This window comes from Thomasclavelia cocleata, assembly GCF_900102365.1.
Lineage (GTDB): Bacteria > Bacillota_I > Bacilli_A > Erysipelotrichales > Coprobacillaceae > Thomasclavelia > Thomasclavelia cocleata.
In genome coordinates, this window is sequence record NZ_FOIN01000026.1 from 1 (window position 1) to 20,047 (window position 20,047).

Consider the following 20,047-nt stretch of genomic DNA (forward strand, 5'->3'; position numbering starts at 1 on the left):
TTCAAAAACGGAATAGATAATGATATAATTGGTTTAACAGACCAGGGAGTGATAAATATCATGAAAAAGAAGTTGGAAAAGTTTAATGAAGAAGCCAAGTTAAGAGATATGTATTATAAGAGAGATTTAAACAGGGCAGCAAACGAATCAGAAAAACAGGAAGTATATGAAAAGGGAAAAATTGAAGGAAAAGCTGAAGGAAAGGTTGATCTAATTGAAGCAAGATATGGGATAAGGGAAGAAAAATGGGTATTATCGCTAAATGAAAAGCAGTTAAAAGCAATTGACAAAATAATCTTTGAAGAGATTGTATATAAAAAATTTAAACAGCGAATAGATGAAATAAGTGAATAATAAATATTAATTAGACAAATCATTGGTAAAAAAGATGAAAATAAATGGGAAAGCGATGGAAGAATTTAGCAAAAAAATTACTACCTTGCTTTCCTGATTTTATATAATTATATCTTAATTCTAAAATAAATGTATGTACTATATTTGATATAGTTCTATCTAGATATTAATTTGTGCTAAATTAATTATTATAACAATTGGCTTAGATTATAAATTGTATTATAATTATATCGTCAAGCTATATAAACAAGATATTTTCAAGAGATCAAATACGACTCTTAGAAAATGGGGAAATATGGCTAGACACCCAAAATAAACATCACATCTATATAGAGTGATAGTAGGAGGAAAATATGAGATCTAAAAAAACACAGCACATGGCTTTTATGGCAATGTTTCTTGCTATTGAAGTTATACTTGTTGTAACACCATTAGGATATATTCCTATTGGACCCCTAAGTGCGACAACAATGCACATACCTGTAATTATCGCAGGAATTATATTAGGCAAAAGAGCTGGAGCACAATTAGGATTGGTATTTGGGCTCACCAGTTTAATTCGAGCAACTATTCAGCCTGGAATTACATCATTTTGTTTTTCACCATTTGTAACTATTGGTGACATTAGTGGTAATTGGTCAAGTGTCTTAATTGCTCTTGTTCCAAGAATTTTACTAGGATATCTAGCTGGAGTAACATTTGAATTTTTAAAAAATAAATTTAATAATGAAAATGCCACTATTATATCTGGAGCTTTAGTTGGAGCAATTACTAATACTGTTCTTGTTTTAGGTGGTATTTATTTTTTCTTTGGAAAAGCTTATGCTGATGCTATTAATATTGCATACAGTTCACTAATGGCAATGTTATTAGGTGTTGTTGCAACTAATGGAATTGTAGAAGCCATAATAGGTGCTATAGTAACTTTATTTGCATATAAAGCAATTAAACCTATGATAACTAAATAATAATTTTATCCTGTGTTAAACACAGGATTTTTTATATAACAAAAGACAATCAAATATACTGCAAAAATAAAACCAGAAGCACCAAGCTCCTGGTTAAAGTATTATTAAAATTTTTATATAATTTTTTTAGAAAAAAGTGATTTAATACCTCTTTTAATAATATCCAAAAAACTAAGAGAACGAACAAGATTTTCGGATGCTACATATTTATTAACAGCTCGTAATAAAGCTTTATTGTCACGTGAAGAGAAAATAAATTTACCATTTTTCTTAGTAACAACTGCAAAGCGAGGAATCCATTTTCCTTTAAACATAACAGATGCCATAACATAGTCGACTTCCTTCCATGGAATTTGAATATAATCTCTAACATTTTTATCATTATAAAATTCAAAAGCATTATCTCCTACCATGATTTTACCATAATTAGTAAGGCCTAAATATGAGGTTGCCTTAATTGTTAAATCCACCTTTGTATTTAAAGATTGCACCATATGAATTCTCCTTTACATTTTCAAATCAAACTAATTAATTTAATATATTACATTATACCACCAAGACGAGCAAGAATACCAATTGCAAATAATGCTACAATAATAACAATTGGTGAAACCTTTTTCTTAAGTAACCAGCAGCATAATAATGTTAATAATAATGCAGATAAACCTGGAATAAGCTGATCTAAGTTTTGTTGTAAAGTTGTAACTTTTTCCACATTTAATCCATTTGCACCTAATGTACTATATTGTTCTAAAGCAGATTTAATTCCCTCTACTCCAGCTGGTAATTTACTCCACTCAATAAACGCACCTTTAGATTGAGTAACAGTAGAAACGATTGGTGTAAATGTAATAGTTACCCAACGTTGAACCAATGATCCAATAATAAACATCCCAAGAATTGACGCTCCTTGAGTGATTTTTCCTAGTAAACCACCTGATAAGTCTTGAGCAATAGATGTTCCAACTTTATATCCAAATTCTTGTGTATACCATAAAAATGCCATACGAATAATATTCCATGCAAAGAAAAACAATAATGGACCAATAATATTTCCACTCAAAGCTAGGGAAGCTCCTAAAGCTCCTAAAATAGGTCTAAGAGTAAACCAGAATACTGGATCTCCTACTCCAGCTAAAGGTCCCATCATTCCAACCTTTACCCCTTGAATAGCAGTATCATTAATATCAGCACCATTAGCTCTTTCTTCTTCTAATGCTAATGCAACTCCCATAACAGGTGCTGATACATAGGGATGAGTATTATAAAACTCTAAATGTCTTTTTAAAGCTGATACTCGATCTTCTTTATTTGGATATAATTTCTTGATAGCTGGAATAATCGAATAACACCAGCCACCATTTTGCATACGTTCATAGTTCCAAGAACCTTGAAGGAACTGATGACGCCAAGCAACTGCAATACGATCTTTTTTTGATAATTTTATTTTTTCTGCCATATTTCTTTCCTCCTCCAAGATTTTAATAATCATTTAATATGTCTCCTAATGGATCGCCAGTACCTGAACCATTCCCACCATTAGAGCCACCATTTTCTTTTAATCCTAAGTATATTAATGCTAGAGCAACACCAATTGCACCTAATGCAATTAAAGTTAATTCACCAATTGCTGCTAAAACAAATCCTAAAGCAAAGAATGGCCAAGTTTCTCTTGTTGACATCATATTAATAACCATTGCATAACCTACTGCAGCTACCATTCCACCACCAACAGTCATTCCACCAGATAACCATGCTGGCATTTGATTTAATGCATTAGTAACTACTGAAGCAGGTACTACACAAAGTGCAGCTGCAGGAATTGCTATACGAACACCTTGTAGTAAGATTGCTAAAATTTGCCACATTTCAATTGCACGAATATTACCCTTTTCAGCAGCATTATCCATGAAATGAACCATTGGAATTGTAATAGTTCGACAAATCATAGTTAAGAATAAACCAGCAACAGATAAAGGTACTGCAACTGCAATTGCTGTTGAAATAGCTGTTTGCACATCAGTTGCTCCACCTTCTAAACCAAGCACCATAATAATAGCTGATGCTACTGATGCTAATGCTGCATCTGGTGCAACTGCTGCACCAACGTTTGCCCAACCAAGAGCAATCATTTGAAGTGAACCACCTAAAATAATTCCTTCTGATAAATGACCACTTACTAAACCAATTAAAGTACATGCCACTAGTGGCTGATGAAATTGAAATTCATCCAATATTCCTTCCATCCCAGCTAGCAAGGCAATTATAACAATTAAAATTATTGTAATTACAGACATTATAATTCCTCCTTTTTTAACCTTTATTTAATTCAGCTTTTGCCTTTTTAAGAAGATTATCAATATTTTCATTAGAATCACTTGGTACTTTACGTACATTAAAAGTAATTCCTTTAGCCTTAAGTTTTTCAATTGTTTCTACATCATCTTTATCCATAGCAATCGCTTTATTAACAACAACTTTCCCAATTGAGTGAGCCATAGAACCTATATTTAATTCCTTAATATCAACTCCACCCTCAATTGCTCGAAGAGCATCTTGAGGTGTTTCAAATAATAACATTGCTTTTGTATTACCAAAGCGTGGATCTTTAGCAACTTTAATCATTTTATCAATAGGAACAACATTAGCCTTTACCCCTGGTGGAGCCGCTTGCTCAATCATCTTCTTACGTAAGTTATCACGTGATACTGAATCCGATACAACAATAATTCGATTAGGTTGTGTAGTCTTTGTCCATGTTGTTGCTACTTGTCCATGTAACAGTCGTGTATCTACACGTGCTAAAACATATTTGATATGTCCATCACCAATTACAGTACCTTCTGGAATAGCACCTTGTGATAGATTTTTCTGCTCTGTAACAACTTCAGTTTTCTTTGGCTCTAATGATTCTGGTCGAGTCTTAACACCCTCTCTAGAAACCTCTGTAATATGTGTTGCAATTTCATGAGCAGATTCCATAGATAAACGTGAAGCATATGCTTCAATTAACATAGGTAAATTTAAACCAGTTACGATTGCCCATTTATCTTCATGGCCATCAATTAAACCATTAGCTTGATTAAATGGTGTTCCACCCCATAAATCAACCATAAACAATACTTCATCTTGGTTTTCAAAGCTAGCAATAGCTTTTTCCATCTTTGCTCTAATATCATCTGGTCCTTCACTTGGCTGTAATGTAACTGCTACTACATTTGCTTGTTCACCAAAAATCATTGATCCAGATTGTAAGATCCCATTTGCAAATTCACCATGACTAGCAAGAATAATTCCTACCATTATAATTTCCTCCCTTTCTTTTAAACACTTAATAATGCAAAAAAGCAGGCAAAACTATTTCAAAATATAAGATATTAATCTAAAAAATTAAAATCTTTTATTAAAATAGTTATTGCCTGCCTAACAGTTACACACTATAAAGTATTCAATTTGCACGATTATAATATCATTTATAATAACCACCTGTCAAGAACTGATTTAAAAATTTATCATTTCTAAAATATGATTACTGAATACTAGACAATATTCTTTCTAAATGTAATGCTAAATAACCTACTTCACTTTCTGGTAGATCCTTTTTTAAAACTTTAGATAGTGCTTTACACATATTAAATGCTTGTTCATATGCAAACGGAAATCTATCTTTAGTAAATTCACTAATATCCATTTGTAACTTTTCATTAGAATTTACCCTTAATATTAAAAATTTAATATGATTCATTAATCTAACATAAGAAATTGATTGAACATCTATTATTATATTTAAATCTTTTTGTAATTTAACGATTCCCTCATGAATAACTCGTGTTGCTTCCATTGATTCAGCCACTTGATTAGATGAGATTGCAGAATGAATATGCAATGTTATAAACCCTACTTCATCTTCATTAATTGTTTTAGACACAAATTTTTTAATTACATCTCGTCCTATTAAAGCAACTTCATATTCATCTGGAAATAATAACCTTATATCATTAATAAATGGATTAGATGGCATAATATTATCATCCATTCGCTTAATTGCAAAATATATATGATCAGCTAAAGGTAATAAGATATCATTATCAACTTTTCCAAATTTTTGAATTATAAGTTTTATTATTTCGGATGCTATTTCTAAATATATTGGATCTATATAATTAATAATCTCATTAGATTTTCTTTTATTATTATACTCTTTTTGCATTAGGTATTTTTTAGCATTCCTTGGTATTTCAAAACAATCATTTACCTTCTTTGAAAAACCAATTCCTTTATACATTATAATAACCTCTTCATCTGTATTACTAGCTAGAATAGTATTATTATTTAGTACCTTGATGACAGTATACATATTACATTCCCTCTCTTAATTAACTAAGTATCTTTAAAATTACAGTTCCTCTTTTCATTTCCCCATAATTTTTTTCAATCTTTAAATTATCCACTATCTTGGTAATTACCAAAATAACTTGATCACTGGTTGCTTTTTCTCGAATATATTCCAGATCAGCATTTAATATCAGATCCCCCTTATTTATTCTCTGATTGATTTTGACTAATACCTCAAATCCATTTCCATTTAAATTAACTGTATCAATTCCAAAATGTAATAATAATTCACATCCATTATCTAATTTTATCCCTACTGCATGTTTTGTTGGATAAATCATTGTTATCACACCATCACAAGGTGATACAATTAATCCATTATGTGGTTTAATTATAACCCCATCACCCATCAGTTTATGTGAAAATATCTGATCACATGATGATTCTATTGGCATTACTTCTCCATCTACAATATTTCCCAATTCTATACATGATTGATTATACACTATTTCTTCCTTATATTCATCATATTCTACAGGCACATTTGATAAATACTCATTTAATTTAGTTTTAATAGATGAAGCCTTTGGCCCATAAATTATCTGTACACTATTTCCCTGAGTTATTATTGCTGCAGCTCCTGATTGTTTCAATAAACCTTCATTTAATTTTGTATTATCATTAACTGTAACTCTTAATCTAGTAATACAACAATCTAAATCATTAAAATTATCTCTTCCTCCTAAACCTCTAATAATAAGTTGTGATTGTTTATCAATAATATTTTTGTTATCACATAAATTAGGTTTTTTTAAAATTAATAATTTATTATTAGTCTCTCTGCCTGGTGTTTTTAAATCAAATTTTTTAATTAAATATCTAAAACTAAAATAATATAGGAAAAAATATATTATTCCAATTGGAATTACTAATATCCAATTTGTTTTACTGTTACCTTGAAGCACCCCAAAAATAACAAAATCAATTAATCCTCCAGAAAAAGTCAAACCTATTGCAATATTAAATATATGAGCAATCATATAAGCACTTCCCGCTAATAAGACTTGAACTCCAAACAATAATGGAGCAGCAAACAAAAAAGAAAACTCAATCGGCTCAGTTATTCCCGTTAAAATACTAGTTAGAGCAGCTGAAAAGAAAAGAGTACCTATTGCTTTTTTCATCTCTGGTTTTGCTGTATGATACATAGCTAAAGCAGCACCAGGTAGACCAAATATCATAAAAATAAATTCACCTGTAAAATATTTAGTAGCTTCACTACTGAAATGTAATACACTTGGATCAGCTAATTGGGCAAAAAAGATATTTTGTCCTCCATAAACCATAACATCATTTACAGTCATTGTTCCTCCTATAGCTGTTTGCCAAAACGGTAAATAGAATACATGATGTAAGCCAAAAGGAACTAATAATCTTTTTATAACCCCATAGATAAAAGTGCCAAAATACCCAGATGTAGAAACAACCTTTCCTAATGCAAAAATTGCATTTTGGATAAACGGCCACAGATAAAACATTAATATTCCCACAAATAAAAAACTTATCGTTGATATAATTGGAATAAAACGTTCTCCTTCAAAAAAAGATAATACACTTGGTAACTGAATTTGATAAAATCGATTATGTAGAAAACTGACTCCTAAACCAACTATTATTCCACCAAATACTCCCATCTCTAATGAAAGTATTCCACAAGTAGATGTAATAGTACCATCTAATACATTTGTTCCAACTACTTGATTATCTATAATTACACCACTTAATGTTAGCATACCATTGATAGTTGTATGCATTACAAAAAATGCAATAACAGCAGAGATAACTGCTACCTCTTTTGCCTTTTTTGCCATTCCCAAAGCTACTGCAGCTGCAAAAATAATAGGCAAATTATTAAAAAATGCATTTCCTACATTAGTTAAAATAGTTAAAAAATTATTTAAAAATGTCCCTTTTCCTAAAATTGCTTCTAAATGTAATGATGAAATTGTCGTGTTACTAGTTAATGAACTTCCTATTCCCAAAAACAAACCTGCAACGGGTAATACTGCAATCGGTAACATAAAGCTACGCCCAATTCTTTGTAAAACACTAAAAATTTTTGCTTTCATGCTGCCCTCCAATACAATTATATTTTTTTAAATACCTCTGTTTATTACATTTATAATAGTCAGCTACCACAGTTTATGTCAATAAAAAATTATAACGAATATAAAAAATTGAGGCTATAAATTTCACCTCAATTTCACTAATAATATTATATATTTAGCCAAATTCTGTATTTCATATATTAATTGCTGGTTTACCACATTTTTTACAATAAATATAACCTGCAATTCCAACAACTACAAAAACAATCGAAATTAGTTGCGCTGTCCTTAACCCCATTATATATAAACTATCTGTTCTTAGACCTTCTATAAAAAATCTAAAAATTCCATACCAAATAAAATAACTAAAAAACTGTTCCCCCTGCTTAGTTTGAATCTTACGAATCACAAAATATATAATTAAAAAACCTGCTATATTGGCTAATGACTCATATAAAAAAGTAGGATGATAGTACTGTCCATTTATGTACATACCTTTAATTATAAAATCTGGTAAATGTAATGACTGTAAAAACTTTAAACCTACAGGCCCACCAAAAGCTTCTTGATTAAAAAAGTTTCCCCATCGACCTAATGCTTGAGCAACTAAAACACCAGGCATAATTGCATCTCCAGCAACCATAAAATCAATTTTATGTTTTCTAAAATACCACCAGCTAAATACTAATCCAGCAAATATTCCACCCTGAATTGCTAATCCGCCATGTCTAAACATGATAATTTCTATTGGATTATTTGCGTATAGTTCATTCCACATAAAAATAACATACCAAATTCTAGCTCCAATTACGCCAGTGATCATTAATCCAAAGAAATAATCAGATAAAACCTCTTTATCAAGGCCCATTCTTTTAAAATTATATTGCCCTATCTTATAAGCTATAACAGCTCCAATAATAATGCAGATTGCATACCATGCAATAGTAAATGAACCAATTTGTATAAATGTCTTACTATCAGGAAAAAAAGTCATATTTTACCCCTTATTTTTATCAATATTTTTCAAAATACGATCAACAAACTCTTTACTAGAATCAACACCATATTCTCGTAACCGCATATTCATAACTGCTGCCTCAATAATCACTGACATACTTCTTCCACTTGATACTGGCACAACAATCTTTGGAATCTTAACACCTAAAATTTCTTCTGTAGAGTCATTTTCCTCTACTCCAACTCGTGTATATTCACGTGAAGGTACCCAACGATCTAATTGAATTATTAAATCTACTTTATCTTTATCTAAAATTGAACTAATTCCAAACATTTTAGAAACATCAATTACTCCAATACCACGAATTTCTAATAAGTTAGTTAATACTTCTGGTGCTTTTCCAACAATACTTTGACCTAAATGATATAATTCTACAGCATCATCTGCAACAAGCAAATGTCCTCTTTTTACTAATTCTAGTGCTATTTCAGATTTTCCAATTCCACTATCACCTTTAATAATTACACCTTTTCCATAAATATTCAAAAATACTCCATGTATTAATGTCTCTGGAGCTAAAGCCTCATCAAGAATATTAGTTAATTCAATTGAAACTCTACCTGTTGCAGATTCAGTTACAAAAATTGGAAAATCTTTTTTTCTAGCTATCTCAATTAAAATAGCAGGACATTCATTTCCTTTAGCAATAATAATACATGGTACTTCATCATTAATTAAAAAAGGAAAAATTTCACGTTGTCTTTCTTCAGACATTTCATTAATAAATGCTGATTCTTTATCACCAAAAATGATTATTCGACGAAAATCACTATGTTTAAAAAAACCTGCTAATTCAAATCCTGGTCGATTTATTTCAGCTACATAAATTGGCCTCTCTAAAGCTTTTTCATCACCAGTAACTTGAACATAATGCTCTTTATCTAATATTTCACCAATTGTTATTGATTTTGGCATTACTGCATCCTCCCTATAAGATCTTCTTTAAAAAACTTCCAGTATAACTTTCATTACATTTAGCAACTTTTTCTGGTGTTCCAGCAACAACTATTGTACCACCACCATCGCCACCTTCAGGACCCAAATCAATTATATAATCTGCAACTTTAATAACATCTAAATTATGCTCAATAATAATGACAGAATCTCCTTGCTCAACTATTCGTTGTAATACTTCAATCAATCTGGCAACATCATTACTATGTAACCCTGTTGTTGGTTCATCAAGAATATACACTGTTTTTCCAGTTGCCTTTTTCTGTAATTCACTAGCTAACTTAACACGCTGTGCTTCTCCTCCAGATAATGTAGTCGCACTTTGTCCTAGTTTGATATAACCTAATCCAACATCTTGTAAAGTCTGTAACTTTGTTTTTATTTTAGGAAGATTGCTAAAGAATTCAACTGCATCTTCAATTGTCATTTCTAAAACATCATAAATATTCTTATCCTTATATGTAACTTGTAAAGTTTCCTCATTATATCTTTTACCACCACATTGTTCACAAGGAACATAAACATCTGGTAAAAAATGCATTGAAATACGTTTTAACCCATCACCTTGGCAAGCCTCACATCGTCCACCTTTAACATTAAAACTAAAACGTCCTTTATCATAACCACGCATTTTAGCTTCATTAGTTTGTGCAAACAAATCTCTAATATCATCAAATACTCCAGTATAAGTAACAGGATTAGAACGAGGAGTTCTTCCAATTGGATCTTGGCTAACCTCAATAACTTTATCAATATTCTCTAAACCTAAAATCTCTTTATGCTTACCTGGTCTTTCTTTAGAATGATAAATTTTTGCCATCATAGCTTTACCCATGATTTCATTAACTAAAGTACTTTTACCACTGCCAGATACACCAGTAACTACAGACATACATCCTAAAGGAAATTTTACATTAATATTTTTCAAGTTATTTTCCTTAGCACCTTTAATTTGAATAAAATTTCCATTCCCTTTACGTCGCTTTTTAGGCACTTCAATCTTTAATCGCCCTGATAAATATTGCCCTGTCACAGATGACTTACATGCCATTACTTCTTCTGGAGTGCCAGCAACGATAACATTTCCACCATGAACTCCTGCACCAGGACCAATATCAACAATGAAATCACTAGCACGCATTGTATCTTCATCATGTTCTACAACTAAAACACTATTACCTAAATTTCTAATATTTTGTAATGTAGCAATTAATTTATCATTATCACGTTGATGTAATCCAATTGATGGTTCATCTAAAACATATAGTACCCCTGTTAACCTTGAACCAATTTGTGTGGCTAAACGAATTCGCTGTGCTTCTCCACCTGAAAGACCACCAGCTTTTCTTGATAAAGTTAAATATCCTAATCCTACATCATTTAAGAATCCTAATCGATCTTTTATTTCTTTTAAAACTAAATGTGCGATTTTTTCTTCATAATCATTTAATTTAAGTTCATCTACAAATTGTAAAGCTTGTCTAATTGACATATCAGTAAATTCACTTATATTTAAGCCTCCAACTTTAACACTTAATACTTGATCATTTAATCTTTTTCCTTTACAAGTTGGACATGTATGTTCAGCCATAAATGAAGCATACCATTCTTTAGACCATGATGAAGTCGTTTCTTCAAACCTTCTTTGAATTAAAGACTTAACCCCTTCAATTGGCTTAGTTGTTTTGGATATATTCCCACTACTAGAAACAATCTGATAAGATATTGGTTTATCAGAACCTTCTAAAATAACTTTCAATTCCTTTTTAGTAAAATCTTTTAATGGTTTATCTAAATCAATCTTATATGTTTTGCATAAGACTAAAAATCTTTGCCACTCGATTCGATCTGTACCAACAGATGTTTTAAAATATCTAATTCCACCTTGATTTATACTTAAATTCCAATCTGGAATCAATAAATCAGTATCAACTTCATTTTTTATTCCCAGCCCTCGACAATCTGGACAAGCACCAAGAGGATTATTAAATGAAAATAAGCGGGGTTCTAATTTTGGAACACTAAATCCACAAACAGGACAAGCTAAATGTTCTGAAAATAATGCTTCACTACCATCACTTAAATTAGAAACAATGACTTCTCCACCTGTCAATTTCAATCCAACTTCTAATGAATCTATCAATCGACTGCGATAACCTTCTTTTTTTACTATTCTGTCAATTACTACATCAATATTATGTTTCTTATTCTTATCAAGCTCAATTCCTTCATCTAATAATTTAACTTCTCCATCAACTTGTATTCTAATATAACCATCTTTTAATAAATCTTCAAATAAATCTTTAAAAGTCCCTTTTTGATTTTTTACTAAACGTGCTAACACTTGTAATTTACTACCATCAGGATATTTATCAATTGTATCTGCCATCTGTTTAATTGTTTGTGATTCTATTATCGTATTATGTTCTGGACAATAAGCTTTTCCAATTCTAGCATACAATAACCTTAAATAATCGAATATTTCAGTAACAGTTCCTACTGTTGAACGTGGATTGTTTGATGTTGTTTTTTGATCAATTGCTATTGCTGGTGAAAGTCCTTCTATACTATCAACATCAGGCTTTTCCATATTTCCTAAAAACTGCCTTGCATATGCACTTAATGACTCTACATAACGTCGCTGTCCTTCTGCATAGATAGTATCAAATGCTAAAGAAGTTTTTCCAGAACCTGATAACCCTGTTATAATTACAAGTTTATTTTTAGGTATCTCAAGATTAATATTTTTTAAATTATTTTCTCTAGCACCCTTAATGATTAATTTATCATTTTCCATATCTTACCTACCTTTTATCATCTTCAAAATTGATTCCTTATTATGACCTCTTAATTGTAGATCATAAGCCCAATCTAATAATTTTTGATATCTTGATGACTGCTCAATTCCTAATAATTTAAGATCATTACCATTAACTAATGGTAATTTAGCAACAGTTCCTAATTGAGTCATCTTTTCTTTCATGACAAAATCAAAGTGATTTATATTTTCATGTTCATCTTTATATCTTCCTAGTTTATCACATTTTGTAATTAAAATTAAGTCCTCAATACTAACAATCCCGTCTATTCCCTTTAAAATTTTAAAATAACTATAATCTTTTGCTCCATTTCTAACCATATTCATCAAATGCATATGATATAGAATAATCGTTTTGATATACTTCTGTAGTTTTTTATCAGGAATTAAATTTTTTAATTCTTTATTAAAAATTTCTACCCCTGCTTCATTATGATTAGGTGCATGACCTTCTTTTGTTGTTACTAAAGCTTTTCCAATATCATGTAATAATGCACCCCACATAAATCCTAATGGATTAGTTGTTTTTTGACTACATAAAGCAGCTAAATCAGTTACTAGTATAGTATGATTCCAAACATTTCCTTCAGGATGATAATCTAGTCTCTGCATAGTTTTTGATAACACATCCAAACATGGTAAAATAGCTTTTACTTCCTTTAAAAAAGTTAATCCAACTGAAGGATGATTACTCAATAGTATCTTATTGTACTCATTAAATACTCGTTCATTACTTAAGTTATTTAATAATCCCTTACTAACCATTTCCTTACATATTTTTTTGGTTTTTGGTTCAATACAAAAATCAAGACGAGATGCAAACTGTGCTAACCTTAAAACCCTAAGAGGATCCTCTGGAAATATTTTTTCATTTACCATTCGTAAAGTTCGCTTGTTCAAATCTTCGATTCCATGAAAATAATCATGAATCTTATCTGTCTTAATTTCATACATCAAAGCATTAATTGTTAAATCACGTCTTGATGCAGCAATCTTAAAATCAAGATCCTTATCAACCTTAATCTTAAAATCTTGATGATTTTTTCCAACTTTAATCTCAGTTCGGGGAAGTGCAAAATCATAATTTGGTAAATTATCCAGCTTTAAAATACCAAATGATTTACCTATACAAATTACGTGCCCATATTCACTTAGTATATTCTCTAACTGCTCAACCGTCAAACCATATACTTCTATATCGACATCATGATAATCCACATTACCATAAACTAACATATCACGAACTATTCCACCAACAAGAAAAACTTTCCCTCCATTTTCATCAATATCCTTAAAAATATTTTTAACTAAAGAAGGAAACCTATAATTACTTTTCACCTTGAAGCTCCATAATTATATCTCTAAGTTCCATTGCTCTTTCAAAATCTAATATTTTAGCAGCATCTTTCATCTGTTTTTCCAGTTCATGAATCATTACCTGTTTATCTTTCTTACTAGCCTTACGTCCTTTTTTAACTAAGCTGGCTGCATCATCAATAACTTCTTGACCTCTAATTGCATCACGAATTTCTTTATGAATGGTTGTTGGAATAATATTATGCTCTTTATTATAAGCATCTTGAATTTTACGACGACGCTTAGTTTCTTCAATTGCATACGCCATTGAATCAGTTACTTTATCACCATACATAATAACTTCTCCATTACTATTACGAGCAGCTCTACCAATAGTTTGAATTAATGAATGGTTACTTCTTAAAAAACCTTCTTTATCAGCATCTAGAATACAAACCAGACTTACTTCTGGTAAATCCAGTCCTTCTCTTAATAAGTTGATCCCTACTAATACATCATATTTACCCAAACGCAGATCCCTTAATATTTCTGTTCTTTCTAATGTTTTAGTATCGCTGTGTAAATATGCTACTTTAATTCCTAATTCTTTTAGATATGCACTTAAATCTTCAGCCATTCGTTTAGTTAAAGTAGTTATTAAAACTCTTTCATTACGATCCTGGCGAATCTTAATTTCACTAATAATATCATCTATTTGATCTTTAGTTGGACGAACTTCTATTTTAGGATCAAGCAACCCTGTAGGTCGAATGATCTGTTGCACAACTTGATTATTTACATGTTCTAATTCATAATCTCCAGGAGTAGCTGAAACATATATTACTTGATTAACTATTTTTTCAAATTCTTCAAATCTTAATGGTCGATTATCTAAGGCACTTGGTAATCTAAAACCATATTCAACAAGAGTTTCTTTACGTGAACGATCCCCATTATACATCCCTCTTACCTGAGGTAACATAACATGACTTTCATCTACAATCATTAAAAAATCTTTGGGAAAATAATCAATCAAAGTATATGGTCTTTGTCCTTCTTTGCGTCCATCAATATGGCGAGAATAGTTTTCTATTCCAGGACACATTCCAACTTCTTTTAACATTTCTACATCATGTCGAGTTCTTTGCTCTAAACGTTCATATTCTAATAATTTAGTCTCATCTTTAAATTCTTTTAGTCTTTCTTCCAACTCAGTTGTGATTGTATTACAAGCTTTCAATATCTGTTCTTTTTTAGTAACATAACCATAAGCTGGATAAATTGTATATGTATTATATGCTCCTAAAACATGTCCAGTTAATGGATCGACTTCTGTTATTCTTTCAACTGTATCACCAAATAATTCAATTCTAATTAACCAGCTTTCAGTGTGTCCAGGTACGATTTCAATTACATCACCCCGAACTCTAAAAGTTCCTTTTGTTTGTTCAATATCATTACGTTGATATTGGCGATCAACTAAATATGTAAGTAATTGCTTACGATCAATTTCCTGATCAACACGTAAGGCAAAAATCATCTCTTTATATTGTTCAGGGTTACCAAGTCCATATATCGAGGCTACTGATGCTACAACAATTACATCTTCACGTTCAATTAAAGAATTCATTGCAGCACTTCTAAGCATTTCAATTTCATAATTTGTTTTAGCATTTTTATCTATATATAAATCTCGACCAGGAATATAAGCTTCTGGCTGATAAAAATCAAAGTTTGATATAAAATATTCAACCCTATTTTCAGGAAAAAATTCTTTTAACTCTGAATATAATTGTCCTGCTAAAGTCTTATTATGTGCTAGAACAAGCGTTGGTTTATTAACAGCAGCAATTACATTAGAAACAGTAAAAGTTTTTCCTGTTCCAGTTCCTCCTAATAAAACCTGCTCTTTCTTTCCTGCATTAATACCTTCTACCAATTGTTCAATTGCTTCTACCTGATCTCCCATTGGCTTGAAGGGAGAAACTAGTTTAAATTGATGCATTTTATCCACCTCCTATAAGTCTTTTTTATTATATCAAGAAAATAGCCAAGTTAAAAGAATTATACCCATGACAATAAAAAACATAACAGTTATTATCTGTCATGTTCTTATTTCATTATTGCAATTAACTTCTTATACTGATAATCATTGCTTAAATCATTAATATAAATAATCACTTTACTTATTAACATATTTTTATCATTATCATTATAAATACCATCTACATTTAAATTATTAGCACTTTCAAATTGTTTTAAGGCTTCTACAGTATCACTAGAAAAATATCCATCTTCCCTTTTACAATCATATCCTAAGATCTTTAATGATTTTTGCATTGCTAAAACTCTTTCATCTACACAATCATATTTTAAATCTTTATCAACCGCTATTGTAGATATATCACTAACATCTATATTTTCAACCAAATAATCAGGTGTTAAACCCTTTCTATTAATCCATGTTCCACTTGGTAACATCCATCTAGCATAAGTATATTTCAAGACAGAACCATCACTCAACTGTTTTTGTGTTTGTGCAGTACCCTTTCCATATGTCTGTGAACCCACCAATTTGAAATTACATAACTCCTGTAAAGCTCCTGCTACAACTTCAGAGGCTGATGCTGTTTGCCCATCTACTAAAATATAGTTATTAGCAAAACTATATTTTTTACAATCACTTGCTTTGGTCTTTTGAACCGCACCACTTTTTTCTTTCATCTGATAAATAGTTTTACCTTCATCAATAAAAAGATTTAATACATCATTAGCAGCCACCAAGTACCCACCACCATTACCACGTAAATCAATAACTAAATTACTTATCTGTTCATCCACAAAAGATTGTAAAAAATCTTCAACTTCTTCACCAGTAGTTGTACTAAAAGTACTAATTTCTATATATCCAAACTTCTTACCATTTTCTTCTCTTATTTCACCATTTACAGCAGTCTCTACACTACCACGTTTTACATCAATATCAAAAGTTTCATCATTTCTTAAAATTCTAAGTTTAACACTAGTCCCAGCTTGCCCTCTTACAAGTTCTTTTACTTCATCTGAACTTTTACCTGCAATATTACTACCATCAACATTAGTAATAATATCGCCTACCTGAATACCGCTTTGAGTAGCTGGACTATTTTGATATACCTTTGTAATAATAATTCCATTATTTAAAGCAGTATAAGCAACACCAATTCCATCAAAATTCCCTTCAACACTTTGATTAAATGCTACTGACTGCTCAAAAGTAAAATATGATGAATGAATATCTCCTAATGAATTAACTAATGCAGCAATTGAATTACCTTCAATATCAACTTTATTATCATTTGGATTGTACCAATATTCATTTAGAATTTCATATGCTTCATCTAATACAGATGTATTTGATTCTCTATTATTAGTATCTATATTTGTCTTTCTTATTATATATCCCGAAATAAAACCAATCCCTAAACAGATTATCATTAAAACTATAAATACTGTCTCTTTGAAATGATTTTTTTTAACTATTTTTTTTTGTTTTGGTTGAATAAAGTCTTCCATATTTACACCTCACATTGTTATATTTTAACATATAATATAAATAATTATTAGTAAAAAATAAAAAAACTTTATTATTGATAAATTAAATATTACATAAATAAAAAAATTTAAACATTTTACTCTAGCTTTCAGATAATATCTAAAATGATTACAAAATTACTATTGGCATCCAAATAAATAACTTCAAAAGTATGTGTCAAACTGTATTCTATATAGTCCTTTTTCAATTATTTGTACATAAATATAAAAACAGGTTTGCTGCAATTTCATTTTAAAAGTAATTAATTATCAAAATAGCTTAGTTAAATTTAATAATGATCTTTTCTTTAAATATCTTCTTTCCAGAGATACTGCTGAATCTAGAATGTTAAGAAAGTACATCGTTAAACTCGTTACCAATATCGACTGTAAAAAAATGATTGTTAAAAATCCTGAAATCAATCAAAATACTGTTCTCGCTAAAAATATTATTTTAGATATTTGTGCTGTTGATGAAACTCGCAGAATTATTGACATAGAAATGCAGATGGCAGGCAGCGCTAACAGCGAATCAGCAGGATTTCAGTTTTATGGAGCCAGACTCTTGGTAGAACAGTTAGATGCTGGTGAAAAGTATAATATGTTAAGAACAGTATATCAAATCATCTTTATCAATGATGGTGACGATTGTTTGATTAGTGGGATTATAATTGTTTTATCTATATATTATATAACTAAAATTATTTGTTATATCATTATCACTTTAAAACAACATAAATTAAAACAGAGATTTTATTAAAAATAATCTCTGTTTTAATATTCTCTAATTTATAAACTCATTTATACCTTTAATAATTCCTGTTACTATTTTATCCTGATAACCGCCATCTGATAACAACCTATCCTCTTCTGGATTAGAGATAAATCCCATTTCAACTATTGTTACTGGTACTTGACACCAGTTTATCCCACTCATGTTATCACTTATCATAACACCACGATCTTTAGCACCAGTAGCCTGGCATATATTATCTAAAACACATTTAGACAACAATTGCGAAGCATCAGATATCTGACTACAAAAACGATTAGTATTAGATGGTGCTATTGTTAAAATTCCTCTAGTACTAAAAACATCATCACTATTGCAATGTAAACGAATAAATGCATCAGCTTTATTTTCGTTTGCAATTTTAGCTCTTTCACTATTCGACATATCAACATCCTGACTTGTTCGTACCATAATTACCTGATATCCACACTTTTCTAATCTTCCTTTTAATTTTAATGCCACCTCTAAATTTATTTGTGATTCTAAGTTTCCTGTAACAACCCCAGTTGCTCCGCTTGTAACTTTGGCTTTTGTTTCTATAGCTCCTGGACCAATTGGTTCAGGAGCATTATTGCCATAACGCTGATGTCCAGCATCAATTACAATTAAACGATTATTACCTACTACTTGCAATTCATCAACTGGTTCTTGAATAATTGGTTTAACTTTTTCACCTTGTTTTTCTACTATCCCATTTTGTTGCTGTTTAATTACTTTTGTTTTAATAATAACTGTTTCGAATTGTTTTTCTTGTTTACAACCAGTAATAAAAAATAAAATTAGGAAAACTATGAGTAATTTTTTCACATTACCACCTGCTTTCCTAACTATTATATCATCAATCATTAATAATTGTCTTTAATTCATTATTGATTATTTCTTTTAATGTTTTACAACTCTTATCAAATTTTCGTTGGTCAACATTATTTAAATATAATGGCATAATTTTTGAAATTCCATGCCGATTAATAATTGCTGGAACTCCAATATATAATCCTTCTTGTTTAAATTCCCCTTGTTGATACGCAGATACCGTTAATACAGCATTTTCATCACCAAAAATAGCACTTATCATACGATTCAATGATAACCCAATTCCATAATAAGTAGCATTTTTTCTTTTAATAATTTCATATGCTGCTTGCTGGACCTCTTTATAAATCTTATGCATTTCATTCATATCAATATTCATTTCTACAATATATTCCATCATACTTTTACACCCAATATAAGCGTTCATCCACGGTACAAACGATGAATCACCATGTTCTCCTAAAATATAAGCATGGATGTTTGTCGAAGAAACATTCAAATATTCACCTAATAAGAACTTAAGTCTTGCAGTATCTAAAATTGTACCTGTTCCAATAACTCGATTAGTTGGTAATTTCGATACTCTTTGAACAACATAACTCATTAAGTCAACTGGATTACTTGCAACAATAATAATTCCATCAAAGCCAGTTGCCATTATTGATTGAGTTATAGATTTCATGATTTTAGCATTAATAGTTACTAATTCCAATCTAGTCTGCCCAGGTTTTTGTGCTGCACCAGCAGTTATTACTACTATATCTGCATCTTTGCACTCATCATAGTTCCCAGCCTTAACCTTTAAACTACTTTTGCTATAGGGCAAACCATGACTCATATCCATTGCTTCTCCCAAAGCCTTTTCTTCATCTAAATCAACTAGTACTAGTTCATCAATTCCACCAGTATTTAACATTGAATAGGCCATTGACATACCTACCAATCCAGTACCTATTAATACTACTTTCCTTAAATCATCTTCTTTTTTCATGTTTGTTCCTCCTTATACTTTAATAA

Annotated in this window: 17 protein-coding genes; 3 read left to right on the top strand and 14 right to left on the bottom strand. The window is 30.3% G+C overall.

Annotated elements, in window-relative coordinates:
• Positions 1 to 354: hypothetical protein (locus BMW96_RS09450; RefSeq protein WP_244881299.1), on the top strand; the 354-nt coding region annotated here is incomplete at its 5' end.
• 353 nt (positions 355 to 707) lie between these two features.
• The gene (locus BMW96_RS09455) at positions 708 to 1,322 is read left to right on the top strand and encodes an ECF transporter S component (protein WP_092354912.1); all 615 of its coding nucleotides are present in this window, start codon (positions 708 to 710) and stop codon (positions 1,320 to 1,322) included.
• Positions 1,323 to 1,435: 113 nt separating this feature from the next.
• Here BMW96_RS09455 and BMW96_RS09460 read toward each other — a convergent pair whose 3' ends face one another.
• From BMW96_RS09460 to BMW96_RS09515, 12 genes are all read right to left on the bottom strand, one after another.
• Positions 1,436 to 1,816, bottom strand: a complete 381-nt coding sequence (locus tag BMW96_RS09460; RefSeq protein WP_092354915.1) for a DUF956 family protein — start codon at positions 1,814 to 1,816, stop codon at positions 1,436 to 1,438.
• 47 nt (positions 1,817 to 1,863) lie between these two features.
• Positions 1,864 to 2,781, bottom strand: a complete 918-nt coding sequence (locus tag BMW96_RS09465) for a PTS system mannose/fructose/sorbose family transporter subunit IID (protein WP_092354975.1) — start codon at positions 2,779 to 2,781, stop codon at positions 1,864 to 1,866.
• A 22-nt stretch (positions 2,782 to 2,803) separates the two neighbouring features.
• Positions 2,804 to 3,619: a PTS mannose/fructose/sorbose transporter subunit IIC gene (locus tag BMW96_RS09470; protein WP_092354918.1), complete on the bottom strand. Its 816-nt coding sequence runs from the start codon at positions 3,617 to 3,619 to the stop codon at positions 2,804 to 2,806.
• Positions 3,620 to 3,635: 16 nt separating this feature from the next.
• Positions 3,636 to 4,625 carry a mannose/fructose/sorbose PTS transporter subunit IIA gene (locus BMW96_RS09475; protein WP_092354921.1) on the bottom strand — a complete coding sequence of 330 codons (990 nt, stop codon included), beginning with the start codon at positions 4,623 to 4,625 and terminating at the stop codon, positions 3,636 to 3,638.
• A 226-nt stretch (positions 4,626 to 4,851) separates the two neighbouring features.
• The gene (locus BMW96_RS09480; protein WP_092354924.1) at positions 4,852 to 5,679 is read right to left on the bottom strand and encodes a PRD domain-containing protein; all 828 of its coding nucleotides are present in this window, start codon (positions 5,677 to 5,679) and stop codon (positions 4,852 to 4,854) included.
• A gap of 19 nt (positions 5,680 to 5,698) precedes the next feature.
• Positions 5,699 to 7,786, bottom strand: a complete 2,088-nt coding sequence (locus BMW96_RS09485; protein ID WP_092354927.1) for a PTS sugar transporter subunit IIABC — start codon at positions 7,784 to 7,786, stop codon at positions 5,699 to 5,701.
• A gap of 172 nt (positions 7,787 to 7,958) precedes the next feature.
• The gene (gene lgt, locus BMW96_RS09490; protein WP_092354930.1) at positions 7,959 to 8,759 is read right to left on the bottom strand and encodes a prolipoprotein diacylglyceryl transferase; all 801 of its coding nucleotides are present in this window, start codon (positions 8,757 to 8,759) and stop codon (positions 7,959 to 7,961) included.
• A 3-nt stretch (positions 8,760 to 8,762) separates the two neighbouring features.
• A complete protein-coding gene (gene hprK / locus BMW96_RS09495; protein WP_092354932.1) occupies positions 8,763 to 9,698 on the bottom strand; it encodes an HPr(Ser) kinase/phosphatase in 936 nt (311 codons plus the stop codon).
• A 13-nt stretch (positions 9,699 to 9,711) separates the two neighbouring features.
• Positions 9,712 to 12,534: an excinuclease ABC subunit UvrA gene (gene uvrA, locus BMW96_RS09500; protein ID WP_092354935.1), complete on the bottom strand. Its 2,823-nt coding sequence runs from the start codon at positions 12,532 to 12,534 to the stop codon at positions 9,712 to 9,714.
• A gap of 3 nt (positions 12,535 to 12,537) precedes the next feature.
• Positions 12,538 to 13,893 carry a CCA tRNA nucleotidyltransferase gene (locus BMW96_RS09505; protein WP_092354938.1) on the bottom strand — a complete coding sequence of 452 codons (1,356 nt, stop codon included), beginning with the start codon at positions 13,891 to 13,893 and terminating at the stop codon, positions 12,538 to 12,540.
• Positions 13,883 to 15,856, bottom strand: coding sequence for an excinuclease ABC subunit UvrB (uvrB, locus tag BMW96_RS09510; protein ID WP_092354941.1), 1,974 nt, complete (start codon positions 15,854 to 15,856; stop codon positions 13,883 to 13,885). Before uvrB ends, BMW96_RS09505 begins: the two co-directional genes overlap by 11 nt.
• Before the next feature lie 107 nt (positions 15,857 to 15,963).
• The gene (locus BMW96_RS09515; RefSeq protein ID WP_092354944.1) at positions 15,964 to 17,406 is read right to left on the bottom strand and encodes a S41 family peptidase; all 1,443 of its coding nucleotides are present in this window, start codon (positions 17,404 to 17,406) and stop codon (positions 15,964 to 15,966) included.
• A 280-nt stretch (positions 17,407 to 17,686) separates the two neighbouring features.
• On the opposite strand from BMW96_RS09515, the gene BMW96_RS09520 reads away from it, so the two are divergent.
• On the top strand, positions 17,687 to 18,184 hold the full coding sequence (locus BMW96_RS09520) for an Rpn family recombination-promoting nuclease/putative transposase (protein WP_257606896.1): 498 nt from the start codon (positions 17,687 to 17,689) through the stop codon (positions 18,182 to 18,184).
• Positions 18,185 to 18,208: 24 nt separating this feature from the next.
• On the opposite strand, the gene BMW96_RS09525 is transcribed toward BMW96_RS09520, so the two are convergent.
• Positions 18,209 to 19,024, bottom strand: coding sequence for an N-acetylmuramoyl-L-alanine amidase family protein (locus tag BMW96_RS09525; RefSeq protein WP_092354978.1), 816 nt, complete (start codon positions 19,022 to 19,024; stop codon positions 18,209 to 18,211).
• A 31-nt stretch (positions 19,025 to 19,055) separates the two neighbouring features.
• Positions 19,056 to 20,021 carry an L-lactate dehydrogenase gene (locus tag BMW96_RS09530; RefSeq protein ID WP_092354951.1) on the bottom strand — a complete coding sequence of 322 codons (966 nt, stop codon included), beginning with the start codon at positions 20,019 to 20,021 and terminating at the stop codon, positions 19,056 to 19,058.
• Positions 20,022 to 20,047: the final 26 nt, after the last annotated feature.

Excerpts from the sequence above, each read along its gene's own strand:
- BMW96_RS09455 (WP_092354912.1), top strand. The coding sequence starts at position 708 with ATGAGATCTAAAAAAACACAGCACATGGCTTTTATGGCAATGTTTCTT.
- BMW96_RS09460 (WP_092354915.1), bottom strand. The coding sequence starts at position 1,816 with ATGGTGCAATCTTTAAATACAAAGGTGGATTTAACAATTAAGGCAACC.
- BMW96_RS09465 (WP_092354975.1), bottom strand. The coding sequence starts at position 2,781 with ATGGCAGAAAAAATAAAATTATCAAAAAAAGATCGTATTGCAGTTGCT.
- BMW96_RS09470 (WP_092354918.1), bottom strand. The coding sequence starts at position 3,619 with ATGTCTGTAATTACAATAATTTTAATTGTTATAATTGCCTTGCTAGCT.
- BMW96_RS09475 (WP_092354921.1), bottom strand. The coding sequence starts at position 4,625 with ATGGTAGGAATTATTCTTGCTAGTCATGGTGAATTTGCAAATGGGATC.
- BMW96_RS09480 (WP_092354924.1), bottom strand. The coding sequence starts at position 5,679 with ATGTATACTGTCATCAAGGTACTAAATAATAATACTATTCTAGCTAGT.
- BMW96_RS09485 (WP_092354927.1), bottom strand. The coding sequence starts at position 7,786 with ATGAAAGCAAAAATTTTTAGTGTTTTACAAAGAATTGGGCGTAGCTTT.
- lgt (WP_092354930.1), bottom strand. The coding sequence starts at position 8,759 with ATGACTTTTTTTCCTGATAGTAAGACATTTATACAAATTGGTTCATTT.
- hprK (WP_092354932.1), bottom strand. The coding sequence starts at position 9,698 with ATGCCAAAATCAATAACAATTGGTGAAATATTAGATAAAGAGCATTAT.
- uvrA (WP_092354935.1), bottom strand. The coding sequence starts at position 12,534 with ATGGAAAATGATAAATTAATCATTAAGGGTGCTAGAGAAAATAATTTA.
- uvrB (WP_092354941.1), bottom strand. The coding sequence starts at position 15,856 with ATGCATCAATTTAAACTAGTTTCTCCCTTCAAGCCAATGGGAGATCAG.
- BMW96_RS09515 (WP_092354944.1), bottom strand. The coding sequence starts at position 17,406 with ATGGAAGACTTTATTCAACCAAAACAAAAAAAAATAGTTAAAAAAAAT.
- BMW96_RS09530 (WP_092354951.1), bottom strand. The coding sequence starts at position 20,021 with ATGAAAAAAGAAGATGATTTAAGGAAAGTAGTATTAATAGGTACTGGA.